18 protein-coding genes are annotated in these 20,168 nt (G+C 63.4%); 6 read left to right on the top strand and 12 right to left on the bottom strand.

The window, feature by feature from the left end; genetic code table 11:
• Nucleotides 1-4 precede the first annotated feature (4 nt).
• From phoU to pstS, 5 genes are all read right to left on the bottom strand, one after another.
• Entirely contained in the window at nt 5-706 is a 702-nt protein-coding gene (phoU, locus tag QY917_RS03775; protein WP_015913075.1) for a phosphate signaling complex protein PhoU, read from the bottom strand.
• A 14-nt stretch (nt 707-720) separates the two neighbouring features.
• Complete coding sequence (gene pstB / locus QY917_RS03770) at nt 721-1,503, bottom strand: phosphate ABC transporter ATP-binding protein PstB (RefSeq protein WP_123676404.1); 783 nt, start codon at nt 1,501-1,503, stop codon at nt 721-723.
• 22 nt (nt 1,504-1,525) lie between these two features.
• Nucleotides 1,526-2,407 carry a phosphate ABC transporter permease PstA gene (gene pstA, locus QY917_RS03765; protein WP_123676405.1) on the bottom strand — a complete coding sequence of 294 codons (882 nt, stop codon included), beginning with the start codon at nt 2,405-2,407 and terminating at the stop codon, nt 1,526-1,528.
• Entirely contained in the window at nt 2,404-3,417 is a 1,014-nt protein-coding gene (gene pstC / locus QY917_RS03760) for a phosphate ABC transporter permease subunit PstC (protein ID WP_011805577.1), read from the bottom strand. The genes pstA and pstC overlap by 4 nt, the downstream gene beginning before the upstream one ends.
• A gap of 78 nt (nt 3,418-3,495) precedes the next feature.
• Entirely contained in the window at nt 3,496-4,536 is a 1,041-nt protein-coding gene (gene pstS / locus QY917_RS03755; protein ID WP_088886974.1) for a phosphate ABC transporter substrate-binding protein PstS, read from the bottom strand.
• A gap of 200 nt (nt 4,537-4,736) precedes the next feature.
• On the opposite strand from pstS, the gene QY917_RS03750 reads away from it, so the two are divergent.
• From QY917_RS03750 to QY917_RS03735, 4 genes are all read left to right on the top strand, one after another.
• Nucleotides 4,737-5,228 carry a fasciclin domain-containing protein gene (locus tag QY917_RS03750; protein WP_088886975.1) on the top strand — a complete coding sequence of 164 codons (492 nt, stop codon included), beginning with the start codon at nt 4,737-4,739 and terminating at the stop codon, nt 5,226-5,228.
• A gap of 31 nt (nt 5,229-5,259) precedes the next feature.
• Nucleotides 5,260-6,393 (top strand): ABC transporter substrate-binding protein, encoded by a 1,134-nt coding sequence (locus tag QY917_RS03745; RefSeq protein ID WP_123676406.1) that lies wholly within the window; start codon nt 5,260-5,262, stop codon nt 6,391-6,393.
• An 84-nt stretch (nt 6,394-6,477) separates the two neighbouring features.
• A complete protein-coding gene (locus QY917_RS03740; RefSeq protein ID WP_123676407.1) occupies nt 6,478-7,959 on the top strand; it encodes an exopolyphosphatase in 1,482 nt (493 codons plus the stop codon).
• A gap of 65 nt (nt 7,960-8,024) precedes the next feature.
• Nucleotides 8,025-8,459 carry a hypothetical protein gene (locus QY917_RS03735; protein WP_041838820.1) on the top strand — a complete coding sequence of 145 codons (435 nt, stop codon included), beginning with the start codon at nt 8,025-8,027 and terminating at the stop codon, nt 8,457-8,459.
• 51 nt (nt 8,460-8,510) lie between these two features.
• Here QY917_RS03735 and QY917_RS03730 read toward each other — a convergent pair whose 3' ends face one another.
• From QY917_RS03730 to QY917_RS03720, 3 genes are all read right to left on the bottom strand, one after another.
• A complete protein-coding gene (locus tag QY917_RS03730; RefSeq protein WP_011805583.1) occupies nt 8,511-8,975 on the bottom strand; it encodes a histidine phosphatase family protein in 465 nt (154 codons plus the stop codon).
• Nucleotides 8,972-11,143 (bottom strand): polyphosphate kinase 1, encoded by a 2,172-nt coding sequence (ppk1, locus tag QY917_RS03725; protein WP_123676408.1) that lies wholly within the window; start codon nt 11,141-11,143, stop codon nt 8,972-8,974. Before ppk1 ends, QY917_RS03730 begins: the two co-directional genes overlap by 4 nt.
• A gap of 115 nt (nt 11,144-11,258) precedes the next feature.
• A complete protein-coding gene (locus tag QY917_RS03720; protein WP_123676409.1) occupies nt 11,259-12,095 on the bottom strand; it encodes a GNAT family N-acetyltransferase in 837 nt (278 codons plus the stop codon).
• A 231-nt stretch (nt 12,096-12,326) separates the two neighbouring features.
• Between QY917_RS03720 and QY917_RS03715 the strand changes: the two genes are divergently transcribed.
• The gene (locus QY917_RS03715) at nt 12,327-14,549 is read left to right on the top strand and encodes an EAL domain-containing protein (RefSeq protein WP_123676410.1); all 2,223 of its coding nucleotides are present in this window, start codon (nt 12,327-12,329) and stop codon (nt 14,547-14,549) included.
• 67 nt (nt 14,550-14,616) lie between these two features.
• Here QY917_RS03715 and glmM read toward each other — a convergent pair whose 3' ends face one another.
• The 4 genes from glmM to QY917_RS03695 all read right to left on the bottom strand — a co-directional run bounded on the left by glmM (nt 14,617) and on the right by QY917_RS03695 (nt 19,612).
• Complete coding sequence (gene glmM / locus QY917_RS03710; RefSeq protein ID WP_123676411.1) at nt 14,617-15,951, bottom strand: phosphoglucosamine mutase; 1,335 nt, start codon at nt 15,949-15,951, stop codon at nt 14,617-14,619.
• Nucleotides 15,952-15,963: 12 nt separating this feature from the next.
• Nucleotides 15,964-16,815: a dihydropteroate synthase gene (folP, locus tag QY917_RS03705; RefSeq protein WP_123676412.1), complete on the bottom strand. Its 852-nt coding sequence runs from the start codon at nt 16,813-16,815 to the stop codon at nt 15,964-15,966.
• Nucleotides 16,816-16,886: 71 nt separating this feature from the next.
• On the bottom strand, nt 16,887-18,806 hold the full coding sequence (gene ftsH / locus QY917_RS03700; RefSeq protein WP_123676452.1) for an ATP-dependent zinc metalloprotease FtsH: 1,920 nt from the start codon (nt 18,804-18,806) through the stop codon (nt 16,887-16,889).
• A 143-nt stretch (nt 18,807-18,949) separates the two neighbouring features.
• Nucleotides 18,950-19,612 (bottom strand): RlmE family RNA methyltransferase, encoded by a 663-nt coding sequence (locus tag QY917_RS03695; protein WP_015913064.1) that lies wholly within the window; start codon nt 19,610-19,612, stop codon nt 18,950-18,952.
• Between the two features lie 77 nt (nt 19,613-19,689).
• Between QY917_RS03695 and QY917_RS03690 the strand changes: the two genes are divergently transcribed.
• A complete protein-coding gene (locus QY917_RS03690; RefSeq protein WP_123676413.1) occupies nt 19,690-20,163 on the top strand; it encodes a YhbY family RNA-binding protein in 474 nt (157 codons plus the stop codon).
• Nucleotides 20,164-20,168: the final 5 nt, after the last annotated feature.

Below are 20,168 nucleotides of genomic sequence, written 5' to 3'. Positions count from 1 at the left end.
TTTCTCAGGCCACGGCCGACTCGATCTCGTCCAGCGCCGTGTGGCGCACGTCCTTGCCCTTGACGAGATAGATGATCAGCTCGGCCACGTTCTTGGAATGGTCGCCAATGCGCTCGATGGCCTTGGCCAGGAACAGCAAGTCCAGGCTGGCGGAGATGGTGCGCGGGTCTTCCACCATGTAGGTGATGAGCTTGCGCACGAAACCGTCGAACTCCCGGTCGATGAGATCGTCTTCCTTCAGGATGGCAACAGCGGCCTTGGTGTCCAGGCGGGCAAACGCATCCAGCGCCTTGCGCAGGAGCCCCGAGGCCAGGTCGGCCGCCACACGCAGGTCGCTGGACGGTAGCGAACGGGCGGCCCCGCTTTCGATGATGGACTTGACCATGCGCGCCATGCGCGTGGCCTCGTCACCCATGCGCTCCAGATTGGCGATGGCCTTGGAGAAGGCCATCAGCAGGCGCAGGTCGCGTGCGGTGGGCTGGCGGCGCGCGATGACGGAAGCCAGCTCATGGTCGATCTCGACCTCCATGGCGTTCACGCGGCGCTCCAACTGCTCCACCTGTTCCACGGCTTCCAGGTTGAAGTGGGAAAGCGCATAGATGGCCTGGCGAATCTGCGACTCCACCAGGCCGCCCAGTTCCATGACGCGGGAGGAAATGTTGTTCAGTTCGCTGTCGAACTGTGAAGAAAGATGTTTGTCTGCCATGTCCCGTACCTCCATCAGCCGAAGCGGCCCGTGATGTAGTCCTCTGTCTCCTTGCGCTGCGGCTTGAAGAACATCTGCTCTGTGTCCCCGAACTCCACCAGGTCGCCCAAATACATATAGGCGGTGTAGTCACTGCAGCGCGCGGCCTGCTGCATGTTGTGCGTGACGATGACCACGGTGTAGTCGTCTTTCAGTTCAGCGATCAATTCCTCGATCTTGGCGGTCGAGATGGGGTCCAGCGCCGAGCAGGGCTCGTCGAGCAACAACACTTCCGGCTTGATGGCGATGCCGCGTGCGATGCACAGGCGCTGCTGCTGGCCGCCGGACAGACCCGCGCCGCTCTGGTCCAGCTTGTCCTTGACCTCATTCCACAAGGCCGCCTTGCGCAGCGCCCATTCCACGCGGTCGTCCATGTCGCTCGCGCTCAGGCTCTCGAACAGCTTCACGCCAAAGGCGATGTTGTCGTAGATTGACATGGGAAACGGCGTGGGCTTCTGGAACACCATGCCCACCTTGGCGCGGATCAGCGCCACGTCCTGCTTGCTGGTGAGCAGGTTCTCGCCGTCGAGGATGATCCGCCCCTCGGCGCGCTGTTCGGGATACAACTCGAACATGCGGTTGAAGGTGCGCAGCAGCGTGGATTTGCCGCAGCCCGACGGCCCGATGAAGGCGGTGACCTTCTTCTCGGGAATGTCGAGGTTGATGCTCTTGAGGGCATGGAACTTCCCGTAATAGAAGTTCAGGTCACGGACCGTGATCTTGGATTGCACGGGCGCGGAGGTCTTGGTGGAGGGCATGAATGTCTTCCGGAGGCAATAGTTACTTTTGGCGCGTGACCACACGGGCCAGGATGTTCAGGCCCAGCACCGCAAGGGTGATGAGGAACACGCCAGCCCAGGCGAGTTGCTGCCAGTTCTCATAGGGGCTCATGGCGAACTTGAAGATGGTCACCGGCAAGCTGGCCATGGGCTTGGACAGGTCGCCATTCCAGAACTGGTTGTTCAGTGCAGTGAACAGCAGGGGCGCCGTCTCGCCTGCGATGCGTGCCACCGCCAGCAATATGCCGGTAATCACCCCAGCGCGTGCCGCGCGCAACGTCACCATGGTGATGACCTTCCATTTGGGCGTGCCCAACGCGTAGGCCGCCTCGCGCAGACTGGCCGGAACGAGGATCAGCATGTTTTCGGTAGTGCGGATCACCACGGGGATGACGATGAGCGCCAAGGCCATGATCCCGGCGTAGGCCGAGAAGCTCTTGAACTGGGCGACCACCACGGCATAAACAAACAAGCCGATCACGATGCTGGGTGCGGACAGGAGGATGTCATTCACAAAGCGCGTCGTGGAAGCCAGCCAGCTGCGTGCGTCATATTCCGCAAGGTAGACCCCCGCCATGATGCCAATGGGCGTGCCCACGAACGTCGCCAGCAGCACCATGACGAAGGAACCGAAGATCGCGTTCGCGATACCGCCGGCTTCGTTGGGTGGGGGCGTCATCTGCGTGAACAGCGCCACGCTCAGCCCCCCCACGCCCAGCCGGATGGTTTCCCACAGGATCCAGACCAGCCAGAACACGCCAAACGCCATGGCCAGAAGCGACAGCGTCAATGCGATCTGGTTCACGCGCTTGCGCGACGCGTAGCGCGCCTGGCGCACCTGGGCCAGCTCGGCCGCGGAGATGAGTTTCTGCGACGTGCTCATGCGCGCGCCCCTTCGTTCTTCTTGAGTCGCGCCAGCAGCAGCTTGGACAGGGCCAACACGACGAAAGTTATGAAGAAGAGCACCAGTCCCAGATAGATCAGCGAAGCCTGGTGCAGGCCTTCACCAGCCTCGGCAAATTCATTGGCCAGCGCGGAGGTGATGCTGTTGGCGGCCTCGAACACGGACAGTGAATTGAGCTGGTTCATGTTGCCGATCACGAAGGTGACGGCCATGGTCTCGCCCAGCGCACGGCCTAGGCCCAGCATGATGCCGCCCAGTACACCGGACTTGGTATAGGGCAGCACCACCTTCCACACCACTTCCCAGGTGGTAGAGCCCAAGCCGTAGGCAGACTCCTTGAGCAGCGCGGGAGTGACTTCAAACACATCGCGCATGACCGACGCGATGAAGGGGATGATCATGATGGCCAGGATGATGCCGGCCGACAGAATGCCGATACCCACGGGCGGTCCCGACACCAGCGCGCCAAGGTAAGGCACGCCGTGGAACAGAGACTGCAGCGGCTGCTGGACGTAGGTGGCAAGAATGGGGCCAAACACCATCAGGCCCCACATGCCGTAGACGATCGAAGGCACAGCCGCCAGCAGTTCGATGGCCGTTCCCAGCGGACGCTTGAGCCATGCAGGGGAAAGCTCCGTCAGAAACAGCGCAATGCCGAAACTGACCGGCACGGCGATCAACAGCGCGATGATGGAGGTCGTCAGGGTGCCGTAGACCATCACCAGGCCGCCGTACTCGTTCTGTACGGGATCCCAGACGCTGCTCGTCAGGAAGCCCAGGCCGTACTGCTGGATCGATGGCCAGGCACCGTGCACGAGCGACGCCATGATGCCCAGCAAAAGCGCCAGGGTCAGCACGGCCGCGCCGCGCGCCAACCAGCCGAAGATGCGATCGGCAATCACGCCGGAAAACAGGGTGGTACGGGGCGGGGGTGAACCCCTGGATGCGCCAACAGCCGCATCAAGCGGCGGGGCCTCGTGGACGGGCATGGTACTGGACACGTCTGATTGCCTTGTAAAACAGGGGAACCGGTGGCCCCACCCGGGAGGGCGGGCCACCGTGTCAGCTTACTTCAGGGCGATGGATTTGCCCGAAGTGTCCTTGATCTCGCCCCACGACTTCATGATCACTGCCTTCACATTTTCCGGCATGGCCACATAGTCCAGGTCAGAGGCGGTCTTGTCGCCCGACTTGTATGCCCACTCGAAGAACTTCAGTGCCGTAGCAGCCTGCACCGGCTTGTCCTGCGACTTCTGCATCAAGATGAAGGTGGCCGAGGTGAGCGGCCATGCATCCTTGCCGGGCTGGTTCGTCAGGATCTGGTAGAAGCTCTTGGTCCACTCCGCACCCGCGGCGGCGGCCTTGAAGGTGGCCTCATCAGGCGACACGAAGTTGCCAGCGCTGTTCTGCATCTGCGCGAACGTCAGCTTGTTTTGCTTCACGTAGGCGTACTCCACGTAGCCGATGGAGTTGGGCAGGCGTCCCACGAACGCGGCCACGCCTTCGTTGCCCTTGCCGCCCGCGCCGGTGGGCCAGTTCACGGCAGTGCCTTCGCCCACCTTGGCCTTCCACTCGGCGTTCACCTTGCTCAGGTAGTTGGTAAAACCGAAGGTGGTGCCGGAGCCATCGGCACGGCGCACCGGGGCGATGGCGGCATCAGGCAGGTTCAGGCCCGGGTTCAAGGCCTTGATGGCTTCGTCGTTCCACTTGGTGATCTTGCCCAGATAGATGTCGCCGAGCAGTTGGCCGTTGAGCTTGAGTTGGCCGGGCTGAATACCCTTGATGTTCACCACGGGAACGATACCGCCGATCACGGTAGGGAACTGCACGAGCCCCTTCTTGGCCAATTCTTCGTCTTTCAGGGGCGCATCGGAAGCGCCGAAATCAACCGTCTTGGCCTCGATCTGACGCAGACCGGCGCCCGAGCCGACGGACTGGTAGTTGATCTTGACGCCCGTGGCCTTGTTGTAGTCGGCCGCCCACTTGGAATACAGGGGTGCAGGGAAGCTGGCGCCAGCGCCCGTTGCTTCCTGCTGTGCCCAGGCGCCAGAAAACGCGCCCATTGCCACAACACCAGACACCAGAACGCGAATCGCGGAGAGTTTCATGGAAGAGACCTCTTGGTTGAAAAAACTCAATGCCGCGACTCTAGAAGCCGTTTGTGACATCACCGTGACATTCATTCTTGACCGTCATACACCGTCCGCAGCGCTGCCCCACTTCCTTGTCACGGAACTGTCGCACGGGGAACGTACGCTCCCGCCACCGACAACAGTCGGTAACAAACACACCTCTACGGGAGAACCACATGTTCCGTCGCCTGACTCTTCAAACCACCCTGGTCCTCGCGATCGTCGCGACCCTGGGCGCCTGCTCTACCCCCGCGTCTGCCCCTAACACGGTGGGCGGCGTGGTTGCCAAGACCAAGAACCTCAGCACCTTCAACCAATTGGTCGCCGACGCAGGCATGGCAGCCACGCTGAACGGCTCCGGCCCCTACACGGTTTTCGCCCCCAGCGATGCAGCCTTCCAGGCGCTTCCTGCGAAGACGCGCGACGCCCTCAAGAACGACAAGGAACAGCTGAAGGCCGTGCTGAGCTACCACATCGTGCCGGCCCACGTCACCGCAAGCGCCAAGGCCGGCAAGCTGAAGACCCTGCAGGGCTCGGACATTGCTCTGGCACGCGCCGCAGACTTTGTGACCGTGGAGGACGCCCTGGTGGAACAGGCCGACCTGAAGGCGGGCAACGGTGTCGTGCACGTGATTGATCGCGTGCTGGTGCCTCCCCGCAAGAAGTAAGCCGCTCCACGCCAACCTGTCCTTCCAGACCATGCATCCTCCCCTTTCTTGCAGCCTGCGATTGCAGCGGCGCGCCCTGTTGAAGGCGGCGGGCGCTGCCTGCGCCATCGGCGCAGCGGCATATGCGCCCGTGGCGCGGGCGCAGGAGCAACGCGCTCTCGCAGTCACACAGATCGTGGATCTGTCGCCACAGAACCAGGACGTCAGCCGTGACTTCCTGATCGGGTCCCGGGCTGCATGGACGGACCTGAACGCTCGTGGCGGCGGCATTCGCGGCCGCTCCGTCCAGCATGTGGTGGTGGAGACCGACGGGTCGGCTGCCGCAGTTCGCACGGCGTGGAAGGCGGCATACGACAACGCCGCGTGTGTGGCATTGTCCGGGTGCGTGGGGGACAGCACGGCGGCCGCCATCGCCACCCTTCAGACGGGCGAGGCCGCACTGGCCCACCTGGCACCGTGGCTCCTGCGGCAATGGAAGGACGACAGCGACACCGTCTTTCCCATCTTTCCCAATTACCGGGCCCAGATGACCCATGCCATTCGCTCTCTCGCGGTCATGGGAGTGCAACAGGCGGGTGCGGTCTACGCCAATGCGACACTCCAGCAGCAGTTGCAGGGTCTGGTCACCGAAGTGGGCAAGGCCATGGGGTTGCGCATCCAGCCCCTCTCGCCCCAGGAGCAACGCGGAATTCCCCCCGCCATCGTGCTGTTCATCGGGGGCACTCCGGAGCTTCACGAATATGTAAGACACCTGACCCTGCCCCAGGGCCGGCAATGCTATGTAGTGGCCCTTGCCGATGCGAATCTGCAGGTGCTGGCGCAGTTGGGTGGCATTCCGCGCGGCATTTCCGTCATCGCCACGCAACCGGTTCCCTTGGTGTCGCACGGCATGTCCATCGTGCGCAACTACCGCGAGGTCATGGCCAAGCTCTACGACGAGCCCCCCTCGCCCCAGGGGCTGGCGGGCTTCATCGCCGCACGGTATACCGCAGAGGTGCTGCAGTCGGTGACCGGGCCGGTCACACGCGCCAGCGTTCTCGCCGCGTTGCGTAAACGCGTAGAAATCCAGGTCGGCGGCTACCTGGTGGCCTACGAAGACAGACGCCTGGCCAATACCCACGTCACACAAAGCATGCTCACGGCCGACGGACGCATCGTGGGCTGAGACGTGGCCGCCCTGCAGTCGTTTTCTCCCCGGCGCCGATGCTATGCTGCACCGCTGGAAAACCTGCGCACAACGTGCATCCCCATGCAAGATGGAATACTGCTGGCAGCCGTGGATCTGGGCTCCAATAGCTTTCGCCTGGAAATCGGCCGCCTCGAACACGGGCAGATCCGCCGTGTCGAATACCTGAAAGAAACCGTTCGCCAGGGCGGCGGCCTCGATGAGGACCGCAACCTCACGCAGGACGCCATGCAGCGTGGCTGGGATTGCCTTGCCCGGTTTGCAGAGCGGCTTGCAGGTTTTCCAGCTGCTCAGGTCCGTGCGGTGGCGACGCAAACCTTGCGCGAGGCACGCAACCGGGAAGAATTCATTACCCGAGGAAGCCGGATTCTGGGCTTTCCCATCGACGTCGTATCCGGGCCTGAGGAGGCGCGGCTCATCTACCAAGGCGTGGCAAGACTGCTGCCGCAATCCGACGAAAAGCGCCTGGTCGTGGACATCGGCGGACGCTCGACGGAATTGATTCTGGGGCAGCAGTTCACGCCAGGTACCGTAGCGTCCTACCGCGTGGGCAGCGTGGCTTGGTCTGCCCGCTACTTCGCTGACGGTTCCTTCACGCGCCACGCTTTCGAAGCCGCTGAGATCGCCGCCAAGGCCGTGCTGGACGAGGCGATGGACAGTTACCGGCGCCAGACGTGGGATGTGGCCTATGGCTCATCAGGCACCGTCGGGGCCGTTGGCTCCATCCTTGCTGCCGCCGGCGGTGAGGAGGGTGTGATCCGCCGGGAGGGCCTCGACTGGCTGCAGGACCAGTTGATGCGTGCGCGCCATGTAGACCGCCTGCGACTGGACGGCCTCAAGGACGACCGCAAGGCGGTGATTGGAGGGGGCGTCAGCATCGTGCGTGCGATCTTTGATCTGCTGGATATCGAACGCATGACCGTGGCCCAAGGCGCCCTGCGCCAAGGTGCCCTCTACGATCTTCTGGACCGCGACCAGCCCGAAACGGATTTGCGCTCAGCTACCGTGCGCTCGCTCATGCACCGTTTTACAGTGGACCACGCCCATGCCGAGCGCGTTGCCGAACTGGCCTGCCGCCTGTTCCGCGAGGCTTCCCCGCAAGGCAGCGAACGTGCCGCCCGCAAGCTCGGCTGGGCCGCCTGCCTGCACGAGATCGGATGCCGCATTTCACACAGCGACTACCACCATCACGGCGCCTACATCCTGGACCATACGGATGCAGCCGGCTTTGCCTTGCCCGAACTGCACCATCTGGGGCTCCTGGTGCTGGGCCACCGGGGGAAGGTGCGCAAGCTGGAAGCCGCGAATCTCGCCGATCCGGTCTTTGCCTTGCAGCTCATGTGCCTGCGCGCAGCAGTGGCCCTCTGCCACGCGCGGCGCCCTCCAGACGTAGAAGGTATCCATCTGCAGGTGGAAGGCCGCCGCTGTACCGTGCAGTCGCGCACCGGCTGGGCAGCGGCCTATCCGCAGTCTGCACACCTGCTGCGGGAAGAATCCGATGCCTGGCAAAAAACGCCATGGGAATTCGTGACCGAGCTTTCTTGATCTGATGGCGCCGCAACATAAAACGATATAAACTGTTTATATCGTTTTTCAGTCAGGCAAGGTATATGGCACGAACTCCCGCTACCGACACAGCGGCCCCGGCCGCGCAGGCCCCTGCTCCAGCTCCGGCAAAAGATCTGGCAACAGAAGCGCCAGCGGCTTCGCCGAAGAGGTCGCCGGCAAAGCCTTCCAAGGCACACGTAAAAGCGCCCCTCAAGGCGGCCACCAAGGCAGCACCATCTGTGGCCGACAAAGAAAAAGACATGAAGGCCAAGAAGCCCAAGCTGGTGCGCGATAGCTTCACCATCCCGAAGGACGAGTACGCCGTCATCGAAACGCTGAAGGAACGCACGGCCCGCTTGTCGACACCTGCCAAGAAGAGCGAGTTACTGCGGGCCGGCCTCAAGGTATTGTCGCAACTGGACGATGCCACCCTGCAAAAGGCAATGCAGTCCATACCCGCAATCAAGACCGGGCGCCCTAAGTCGGACAAGAAATAGTCTGCTTTGCAAGGCAGGTTGGAAGATCGCCTGCCCTGTCCTGCGCTCCAGCTACAGGAATTCGGGCGATTGCACCGCAAGCAGGATGGTCTCGCTGGCATCCTGTCGTTGCCGATGGCGCAGCCACCACACAGCTCCCTTGCGGATGGAACATTCATCGGCACGCAATCCCAGGAGCCGCGCCACCGTTTGCCCCAGCATTGGCTGATGGCCCACTACCAGCACTGCCCCCCGCGAACGCGGCCACTGGGCCAGTTCCAGTAGCTCATCGGGTTGTCCGCCGGGCAACAGTTCTGCACGCAGCTTGTATTTGCGGCCCAGTGCTTTTGCGGTCTGCTCAGTACGCCGTGCGGGGCTGGCAAGCACGCGCAATCCGTCGGGCAGTTGGCGATCGAGCCACACCGCCATGCGCGCCGCCTGTTTTTCGCCACGCTGCGTCAGCGGCCGGTCCAGGTCGTCTTCGTTCTCACCGGCATTTTCCGCCTCGGCATGGCGCCAAAGTATGAGATCCGTCATGCGCTTTCTTTCCGGGGCACGGGCGCAGCTACGGGGGCGTAGCGCGCCATCAGGGCATTTTGGGCTCCCGCGCCATCCAGCACATGCGGCGCGCGGGAATAACTGCCATCGCTCTCCAGGCTCCACGCATCACGGTTGTCGTGCAGGTAGGCCACAAGGCATTCGTCAATGATGCGCTGGCGCAGCTTCTTGTCCGTCACCGGCCACGCCAGTTCCACGCGGCGCAGCATGTTGCGGTTCATCCAATCGGCGCTGGACAGGTAAAGGTCTTCCCGCGTACCGCTGCGGAAGTAAAACACGCGCGTGTGCTCCAGGAAGCGACCGATGACGGAACGCACCCGGATGTTCTCCGTGGCGCCCGCCACCTGTGCGGGGAGGATGCATGCGCCGCGCACGATGAGGTCCACGCTTGCGCCACGCTGGCCCGCACGGATGAGCGCCTGCACCAATGCCTCATCGGTCAGCGCGTTCATCTTGGCGACGATGCGGCCGCCCTCGCCGCGCTCAGCCGCCAGCCCTGCCTGCTCAATTTGCTCCAACAGGAACGAGTGCAGGTCGAAGGGCGCCATGACCAACTGCTTCAACGGTGGCAGCCGGTTCTGATTGGCCAGATGGTCAAAGACGAGATCCATGTCCGCCGTCAGGTCCGCATCCGCCGTCAGATAGCTTAGATCGGTGTAGAGCCGGGCCGTGCGTGGGTTGTAATTGCCAGTGGACAGGTGCCCGTAGCGCCGCAGGCGCCCTCCTTCGCGGCGCGTCACCAAGAGCATCTTGGCATGGGTCTTCAAGCCCACGACGCCATACACCACCTGCGCGCCGATGGACTCCAGCGCTTCGGCCCAGTTGATGTTGGCCTCCTCGTCAAAGCGTGCCTTCAGTTCCACGACTGCCGTCACCTCCTTGCCGCGACGCACCGCCTCACGCAGGAGCTCCATGAGTTCCGAATCCGAGCCCGTGCGATAGATAGTTTGCTTGATGGCCAGCACCTGCGGATCGTTGACCGCTTCGCGCAGGAATGCCAGCACTCCGTCAAAACTCTCGAAAGGCTGGTGGATGAGCAGGTCTCTGCGGCGCAGCTCCGCCATGATGGAGCTGGAGCGCGGCAATTGCACTGGCCATGCCGCGCTCCACGCAGGGAACAGCAAGGCTGGCACATTAATCAGTTCCACCATCTGCACCAACCGCACCAAGTTGACGGGGCCATGCACCCGATACAGCGCCGCGGCAGGCAGAGCGAACTGGGATTGCAGGAATTCGGCCAGAAATCGCGAGCAACCGGAAGAAACCTCCAGGCGCACCGCTTGACCGAAGTGCCGCTGCTGCAGTCCCTGCCGCAGGGCGGTGCGCAGGTTGCGCACGTCTTCCTCATCCACAGCGAGGTCCGAGTGACGGGTGACGCGGAACTGCGAAAATTCGTACACCTCGCGGCCCGGAAACAGGTCCGCCAGGTGCGTGCGGATGATGCTGGAGAGGCTGACGAACTGCATGCCCGTGGGCGCCACATGTGCGGGCAGGCGCATGATGCGCGGCAATACGCGCGGCACTTTGACAATGGCGATCTCGTTTTCACGCCCGAAGGCATCGCTGCCGCGCAGGCGCACGATGAAGTTCAGGGATTTGTTCGCCACTTGGGGAAATGGGTGCGCCGGATCCAACCCCACCGGAATGAGCAGCGGGCGCACATCGCGCTGGAAATACTCACGCACCCACCGCCGCTGCGCCGCCGTGCGCTCGCCATGCGAGACCATGCGTATGCCCTGCGCGGCAAACGCGGGAATCAGCGAATGGTTGTACAGGGCGTATTGCCGCTCGACCAGATCGTGGGCTTTGCGTGCCAGCGCCTCAAACGAATGCAGGCTGTAGCCTTGCTTGGCTTCACCACCGTCCGCCGCGGCAAGATGGGCAGCGGCACGTACTTCGAAGAACTCATCAAGGTTGGAAGAAACGATGCACAGGTAGCGCAACCGCTCCAGCAGCGGCACGTCTTCCCGCATCGCCCAGTCCAGCACCCGTTCATTGAAAGCGAGAATGCTGTGGTCACGGTCCAGCAACGGCACGCCACCCACGGGAACCGGCAGAGCGGCGGCGGCCCCCTTCTTTTCCACGCCGGTATCCGGTTCCTCGTCGATCTGGCGAGAGACAGCGGACGGAGTCACGGAAGAGGACATGGGAGCACACAGAAGAAGAAGTGACTGCCAGTATTCGCCATGCCAATGACAAATTCATGACATTGACTTGTTTCTGTCATGCGTTGCTCGGGATACCTTTCCGAAGGCGTACTCGTCAATGTCCCAGGAAGTGCTTCCGGTAGCGAGGGGGCAGATCCACCAGGCGCATCAGCATGGGCAGGTCGGCGGTGTTGAAATCCGGGTCCCAGGCAGGCGCTCCCAGAATCTTGGCACCCAGGCGCAAATAGCCCTTGATCAACGCTGGCGGCTCCACATCCATGCTGCTGTCCAGGTGCTCGACAGGCAGCGGCAAGCGGGGCAAGACATGGTATTCGATGGGCGCGAGATGCGTCTGGCGCAATTGGTGCCAGATGCTGGCGGCCACGTCGCCCGTGACAATGCCGCCGTGCAGCATCGGGATGCTGGCGCAGCCGATCATCGTGTCCAGCCGGTTGCGGGCCATGAAGTCCGCCAGTGCGCCCCACAGCGCAAGAATGACGCCACCATGGCGATGGTCGGGGTGAACGCAACTGCGGCCCAGTTCCACCATGCGCTCACGCAGGCCGCGCAGGCGCGTTAGGTCGAACTCAGTATCGCTATACGTGCTGCCCACGCGCTGGGCCTGCGCAGGCGTCAAGACCCGGTAGGTGCCGATCACTTGCCGCGACTGCGTGTCGCGCACCAGCAGATGCTCACAGTAGTCGTCAAAGAGGTCCACATCATGGCCGGGCAGCGCGGTCTGCAGACGTGCACCCATTTCCGAAGCGAAGACATCGAATCTCAACCGCTGCGCTTCGCGGACTTCATCGAGATGCCGCGCCCAGGCCACCTCCACACCGCCGTGCGGCGCTGCACCGTGGCCCACACCTTCCGCGCTGCGTGGGCGGTGAAGTGACCCCCTGGGAAGGGTCACGGGGCTCAAGGGCATGGTGGGGTTCGGCAAGTCGCTCATTGGGCACTCCTGATGTCGCAAGGACCACGCGTGCCTGCCCGAAGATGCCGGAGCACCGCATTCCTTGGACATGACTGTGCATACGGCCCGTGACGGCGCGGTGTCGCCTTCGTGGCGACTTTGTGTCATGGGACTAACCCTGCCAAAAAGAGATGGCCGAAAACGCCCCGCCGCGAATACAATTTGCTACAAATCAGGATTTCCAACGTCACCATCTTCGGACTGCTGTCCATGTCGCATCCGTCCACCGCCCTGGCGCAGGACCCAGGGCAGGTTTCTCCCGGGGCGATGCAGCGCGTCCTGCGCGAACAGCAGACCTTGCTGGACAGCGCGGGTGTTGGGATCGTGTTCATTCGCAACCGCGCTTTGGTGCGGTGCAACCAGCGCTGCGCCGAGATCTTCGGGCTACCCTCGCCCGAAGACGCGATTGGCCGAAGCAGCGAAGCCCTGCACCCAAGCCGGGGAGCGTTCCGCGAACTCGGCCGCGCCGCTTATCCGACCCTCGCGCGCGGTCAGGCGTATCGCACGGAGCGCCAGCTGAAACGCTGCGACGGCCAACTGTTCTGGGCGCACCTCACCGGGCGATTGATCAACTCCCGGGACAGCCGCGAAGGGTCCATCTGGATCATCGACGACATCGACGAGCAAAAGCGTGCTCAGGCGCAGTTGCAGGCGGCCTTGTGGGAAAAGCAGGTGCTGTTCGACAGTGCCATGGTGGGCATCGTCTTCCTGCAAGAGCGGCGCATGACACGGTGCAACCGCCATTTCGAGCAGATCCTGGGGTACGGCCCGGGCGAACTGGCAGGGTCCTCGTCGCGGCGGTGGTATTTGAGCGACGAAGACTGGCACGAAGCCGGGGTGCGCTGCTATGCGCCGCTGGTGCAGGGACAGGCCTTCGAAGGCCAGATGGTCTTGCGCACCCGCGATGGGCGCGCTATTGAATGTGAGGTACGCAGCAAGGCCGTCGATCCGTCGAATGTCGCGCAGGGCTCCATCTGGATCGTGATGGATGTGAGCGAGCGATTGCGCATTCAGAGGCAGCTCGCGGGCATGCATGGCGCACTGGAGCAGCAAGTGCGCGACCGCACGCGCGAGTTGCAGGAGACAGTGGGCAACCTGCACCGCGAGATCCAGGACCGTCAACGCGACCAGGAACGCATCTATTGGATGGCGCACTACGACGCGCTCACCGAACTGCCCAACCGCGTCCTTCTGGCCGAGCGCGGTCAGGACGCGATCCGCCAGGCGCAAGAGTCCGGTGCGCCCCTGGCCGTGATGTTCCTGGACTTGGACAACTTCAAGCACGTGAACGACTCGCTGGGCCATCGCATCGGCGATGCACTGTTGGTGGAAATCGCACAGCGCCTGCGCACCACGGTGCGGCAAAGGGACACCGTGGCGCGTCTAGGGGGTGACGAGTTCGTGCTCCTGCTGCCCGGCGCCAACGCGCAAGGCGCCGCGCGGGTTGCGGCCAAGATGCAGGAAGCAGCCCTGCAGCCGGTGCACATCCAGCACCATGAATTGTCGCTGGCCCTGTCCATGGGGATTGCGCTCTTTCCTGAGCATGGGAGCGATTTCGAGACCCTGATCCAGTCGGCCGATACCGCGATGTACCGCGCCAAGGCGGACGGACGCAATAGCTTCCGGTTCTTCACGCCCACGATGCAGGCGCAGTCGGCCCGAGCGCTGCAATTGACCAACGCGCTGCGGCGGGCTCTGGAGCGCAACCAGTTGTCGCTGCATTACCAACCCCAGGTGTCCATCGCGACGGGCCGGGTCTGCGGCGTGGAGGCGCTGCTGCGCTGGCATCACCCAGAACTGGGCGCGGTATCGCCGGCAGAATTTATTCCGGTGGCAGAAGACACTGGGCAAATCCTGCCCATTGGCGAGTGGGTGCTGCGCACGGCGCTGGCGCAGTTGCGCACCTGGCATAACCAGGGACTTCCGGCCCTGACGATGGCAGTGAATCTGTCCGCCGTGCAGTTCCGCCAGCCGCAGTTGCTGGAGCTGGTGGACCGGCTTCTCGCCGAGTACGGAGTGCAGCCCCACCTGCTGGAGCTGGAGCTGACCGAGAACGTGGCCGTCGCGGACCCCCACGCCGCGATCGCGACGATGGACCAGCTCCACGCCAAAGGCGTGCGCCTGTCGATGGATGACTTTGGTACCGGCTATTCGTCGCTGAGCCATCTCAAGCGATTCCAGATCTACCGGCTGAAGATCGACCAGTCCTTCGTGCGCGACCTGGACCATGACGGCAACGACCGCGCCATCGTCAGCGCCATCATCCGCATGGCGCAGGCGCTGGGCATGCGCACCACGGCCGAGGGGGTAGAAACCGCCCATCAGCTGACGTTCCTGCGCGAACAGGGCTGTGATGAAGCCCAGGGTTTCTATTTCAGCCGGCCCCTGGGGGCCCCGCATCTGCAGCAGTATCTGCTGCAGCGCCCAGCCTGAATGAACAGTCAAAAGTGCCTGTAGCGCCCGTCTATCAAGCGCAAGCAGCTACAGTACCAATAGCAAATCAACCCGCACGCGCCGCGTCTGCCATGCGTTGTGCGCAGCGGTTCGCCTGCTCGGCCTCACGTGCCTCCACCATCACGCGCAACAGTGGCTCCGTGCCGCTGGCGCGTACCAGCACGCGGCCATGGGCGCCCAATTCGGCCTCTGCGTCGCGGATGGCATCCGCGAGCACAGGGTTGGTTTTCCAGTCCTGTCCCGGGTTCAAGCGTACGTTGAGCAACACCTGGGGAAACAACGGCACGTCCGCGAGCAGCTGTGCCAGCGTTTTGCCGCTGCGCACGCACGCCTGCAACACCTGCAACGCGCTGATCAGGCCATCGCCCGTGGTGTGCCGGTCCAGCGCGAGCAGGTGGCCCGAGCCCTCCCCGCCCAACAGCCAATGCTGGCGCTGGAGTTCTTCCAGCACATAGCGGTCCCCCACCTTGGCGCGCATGAATTTCACGCCGCGCCGCTGCAGGGCCTCTTCCACGGCCATGTTGGTCATCAAGGTGCCGACTACGCCGGGCACATGCTCGTCGCGCGCCAGCCGGGCGGCAACCATCACGTAGAGCAGTTCGTCACCGTTGAAAAGCCGCCCCGCCGCATCCACCATTTGCACGCGGTCCGCGTCGCCGTCCAGCGCAATGCCGTAGTCAGCATGGTTGGCACGCACGGCCCGCACCAGCGCGTCCGGATGCGTGGCGCCCACTTGATGGTTGATGTTGAGTCCATCGGGCGCGCACCCGATCGCCAGGACCTCGGCCCCCAGTTCATGGAACACCTTGGGCGCGATGTGATAAGCCGCGCCATGTGCGGCATCCACGACGATCTTCAGGCCCCGCAGCGTGAGGTCGTTGGCAAAAGTGCTCTTGCAGAATTCGATGTAACGGCCGGCGGCGTCATCCAGCCGTCGCGTCTTGCCCAGCGATGCGGAATCGGCCCACACGGGCGGTTGCTCCAGGGCGGCTTCCACCTCTTCTTCCCATGCGTCGGGCAGCTTGGTGCCTTGCGCACTGAAGAACTTGATGCCGTTGTCGGGGTAGGGATTGTGGCTGGCGCTGATGACCACGCCCAGGCTCGCACGCTGGGCACGCGTGAGGTAGGCCACGCCCGGCGTGGGCAGCGGCCCCAGCAGCACGACATCCACACCCGCCGAGTTGAAGCCCGATTCCAGCGCGCTTTCCAGCATGTAGCCGGAGATGCGCGTGTCCTTGCCGATGAGCACCGTGGGACGCTCCTGCGTGCGGCGCAGCACACGCCCTACCGCATGTGCCAAGCGCAGCGCGAAGTCGGGGGTGATGGGCGACTGCCCCACCGTGCCGCGGATGCCATCGGTGCCGAAATACTTGCGGGTCATGAAATTCCTTGATTACTGGGAAATGGCGGCGCCGGTGTCCTGCTGCCGCATCGCGCTCCACACCGCCAGCGCCGCCACGGTCTCGCGTACGTCATGCACACGCACCACCCGCGCACCGCGCTCCACGGCAAGCACGGCCGCGGCAACGCTTGGTGCCATGCGTTCGTGCACAGGCAGGCCAGTGACGGAACCGATGGACGATTTGCGCGACCAGCCGGCCAGCAACGGGTAGCCCAAGGCCAGGAGCTCGGGCTGGCGGGCCAGCAGGGTGAAATTTTGCTCGACTGTCTTGCCGAACCCAATGCCATAGTCGAGTACGATGCGGGCCTTTTCCACGCCCAGCGCTTGCAGTTCCTGCGCTGAGCGCTCCAAAAAATAGAGCACTGACGGCACCACATCTTCCTCCATGGGCGTGGCCTGCATGGTCTGCGGGTCCCGGTGCATATGCATCAGGCACACGCCGCAGCGCGGATGGGCGGCGACGATCCCGGCCGCCCCTGGCTGGCGCAGCGCCCAGATGTCGTTGACGATGTCCGCCCCCAGGTCCAGCACCGCCTGCATGACCTGGGGCTTGTAGGTGTCGACCGAGACCGGCACCCCCAGGCGCACCGCCTCCGCCACCAGCGGCACGACGCGGGCCAGCTCTTGCTCCAGCGGCACCGCCGGGCTACCCGGGCGCGTGGATTCGCCGCCGATGTCCAGGATATCCGCGCCATCCTTGATCAGCTGCTCGCAGTGCCGCAACGCTCCCCGCGTATCGACATGCCGGCCGCCGTCTGAGAAGGAATCTGGGGTGACGTTGACGATCCCCATGACCTGGGGACGCGTGAGGTCCACGTCGAAACGTGTGGTTTGCCAGCGCATGCGTGAGTGAGTGAGAGCCGTGAAATACAGAAAACGGGGCGCGAGGCCCCGTTGTTCATGCCAAACCGCTGTCAGGCGGCGGAGGGCGCCGGGTCCGGCTTGACGGCCGGAGTGCCGCCGCTGGAACCATCACCACCCGAAGGAGGGGTGCGCGGCGTCCAGTCCTTGGGCGGGCGAGGCGCCCGGCCGGCCATGATGTCGTCCAACTGCTCGGCGTCGATGGTTTCCCACTCCAGCATGGCCTTCGCCATGGCGTGCATCTTGTCCTGGTTCTCTTCGATCAGGCGGCGTGCCAATCCGTACTGCTCGTCGATGATGCGACGCACCTCGGCATCCACCTTCTGCATGGTTTCTTCGGAGATGTTGGTGGTCTTGGTCACCGAACGGCCCAGGAACACCTCGCCTTCGTTTTCCGCGTACACCATGGGCCCCAGGGCCTCGCTCATGCCGTAGCGCATCACCATGTCGCGCGCGATGGACGTGGCGCGTTCGAAGTCATTGCTGGCGCCCGTGGTCATCTGGTTCATGAACACTTCTTCGGCAATGCGCCCGCCGAACAGCATGGCGATCTGGTTCAGCATGTACTCCTTGTCGTAGGAGTAGCGGTCCTTCTCGGGCAGGCTCATGGTCACGCCCAGCGCGCGGCCGCGCGGAATGATGGTGACCTTGTGCACCGGGTCGCACTTCGGCAGCAACTTGCCGATCAGCGCATGGCCTGCTTCGTGGTAGGCCGTGTTGCGGCGCTCTTCCTCGGGCATGACCATGGTCTTGCGCTCGGGGCCCATGATGATCTTGTCCTTGGCCTTCTCGAAGTCCTGCATCTCCACGGTGCGCGCATTGCGCCGTGCAGCCATCAACGCTGCTTCGTTGCACAGGTTGGCCAAATCTGCGCCGGACATGCCAGGCGTTCCGCGCGCGATGATGGCGGGGTTCACGTCCTGACCCACCGGGATCTTGCGCATGTGCACGCCCAGGATCTGCTCGCGGCCGCGAATGTCGGGCAGCGTCACATAGACCTGGCGGTCGAAACGGCCGGGGCGCAGCAAGGCAGCGTCCAGGATGTCGGGACGGTTGGTCGCAGCCACGACGATCACGCCCAGGTTGGTCTCGAAGCCATCCATCTCGACCAGCATCTGGTTCAGCGTCTGCTCGCGCTCGTCATTGCCACCCCCCAGGCCGGCGCCGCGCTGGCGACCCACGGCATCGATCTCATCGATGAAGATGATGCAGGGGGCGTTCTTCTTCGCGTTCTCGAACATGTCGCGCACACGCGCCGCACCCACGCCGACGAACATTTCCACGAAGTCGGAGCCCGAGATGCTGAAGAACGGCACCTTGGCTTCACCCGCGATGGACTTGGCCAGCAGCGTCTTGCCGGTGCCGGGTGGGCCGACCAGCAACAAGCCGCGCGGAATGCGGCCGCCCAATTTCTGGAATTTCTGCGGGTCTTTCAGGAAGTCGACGACTTCCTTCACCTCTTCCTTGGCCTCGTCGCAGCCCGCCACGTCCGCGAAGGTGACGGTGTTGTTGTTCTCGTCCAGCATGCGCGCCTTCGATTTGCCGAAGCTGAACGCGCCGCCCTTGCCGCCGCCCTGCATCTGGCGCATGAAGTACACCCACACGCCGATCAGCAGCAGCATGGGGCCCCAGCTGACCAGCAGGGTCATGAGCAGCGAGCCTTCCTCGCGCGGTTTGACGTCGAACTTGACGTTGTTGTTGATCAGGTCGCCCACGAGGCCGCGGTCGAGGTAGGTGGCCGTGGTGCGGATGCGGCGGTCATCATTGGTGATCGCCACGATCTCGGTGCCGCCCTGCCCTTCCTGGATGGTCGCGCTCTTAATGCGGTTGCTGCGCACCTCTTCCAGGAATTCCGAATAGCCGATGGTTCCGGCGCCCGCGCCCGCACGGGTGTCAAATTGTTTGAACACCGTAAAGAGCACCATGGCAATGACCAGCCAGACGGCGACTTTTGAAAACCACTGATTGTTCAAGCGGAACTCCAGATTCAGAAGTGGGAGGCCGGCCACGACACTGTCATGGAAACGTCCTAACGCAATTGGGGTTCATTTTAGGCGTTTCAACCCGCCAGCACCGCCCATTAACCCCGGCACAGGCCATGGTCAAGGCGCTGCGGTCAACCTTGACGCTTGAGCCCCATGCCCACCAGAAAGGTCTCCGATGATTTGTCGCGCGAGGCCTTGGGCTTCATCGGCTTGACCACGCGAAAGGTGTCCTTGAAGAGTTGCACCAGTTGGGAGTAACCGCTGCCGTGGAACAGCTTCACAACCAGTGCCCCCTCAGGCTTCAGATGGTGCACGGCAAAGTCCACCGCCAGCTCGATCAGGTGCGCGATACGCACGGCATCCACCGACTCCACGCCCGACAGATTGGGAGCCATATCCGACACCACCACATCCACGGGCCGCCCTTGCACGGCCTCCTGCAAGCGTGCCAGCACCTCCTCCTCCCGAAAATCCCCCTGTAAAAAGGTGACGCCTTCAATCGGCTCCATCGGCAGGATGTCCAGCGCGATGATGACGCCGTTGAGTTGCCCCACGGCAGCCCCGTCGGGCGACAGCCGCCGGCGCACATACTGGCTCCAGGCCCCCGGAGACGACCCGAGATCCACCACCACATGGCCGGGCTTGATCAGCCCGAGCTGTTCGTCGATCTCCTTGAGTTTGTAGGCGGCGCGCGCACGGTAGCCCTCCTTCTGGGCGAGCTTGACGTAGGTGTCGTTGACATGGTCGTGGAGCCATGCCTTGTTCACCTTCTTGCTTTTGGTCTGGGCTTTCATGGATAGATCGGTGCGCCGCCCCGGATCGGGGGACAGCAGTATGCCGGCCATTGCCGGGGCGTTGAGATAATACGGGTATGCCTCAAATTCAACTGACTCCCGCCGAGCGCCGGGAACACCGCGCCAATTCCCACCATCTGGACCCCGTGGTCCTGATCGGTGGCGACGGACTTACGGCCGCCGTTCAAAAGGAGATCGATGCCGCACTCAAGGCCCATGGCCTCATCAAGGTGCGCGTCTTCAACGACGACCGCGCCGCACGCGAAGAGATGTATCAGCAACTGGCCGATGCGCTGAACGCCGCACCCATCCAGCATATCGGCAAGCTGCTGGTGCTGTGGCGGCCCATTCCTGCGAAAGAGAAAGCCATCGACGAAGACCGCATGCCCGGTCCCCGCGATGTGAAGGTACTCAAGTTCAGCAAGCGCGGCGGCCAGCGCCCCGAGGTCAAGCAACTGCGTGTGCTGGGTAACCAGCGTTTGACGCCTGGCGGGCAGATCAAGCGTGCCAAGCCCAAGCAGAAGTCGGTGAAAAAACGCCAGGCCGATTGACCCTA

The sequence above is a fragment of the Diaphorobacter sp. C33 genome (assembly GCF_030503915.1).
GTDB classification, from domain to species: domain Bacteria; phylum Pseudomonadota; class Gammaproteobacteria; order Burkholderiales; family Burkholderiaceae_C; genus Diaphorobacter; species Diaphorobacter nitroreducens.
The sequence above is the reverse complement of the archived record's forward strand: the minus strand, read 5'-3'. Positions and strand labels throughout refer to the sequence as shown.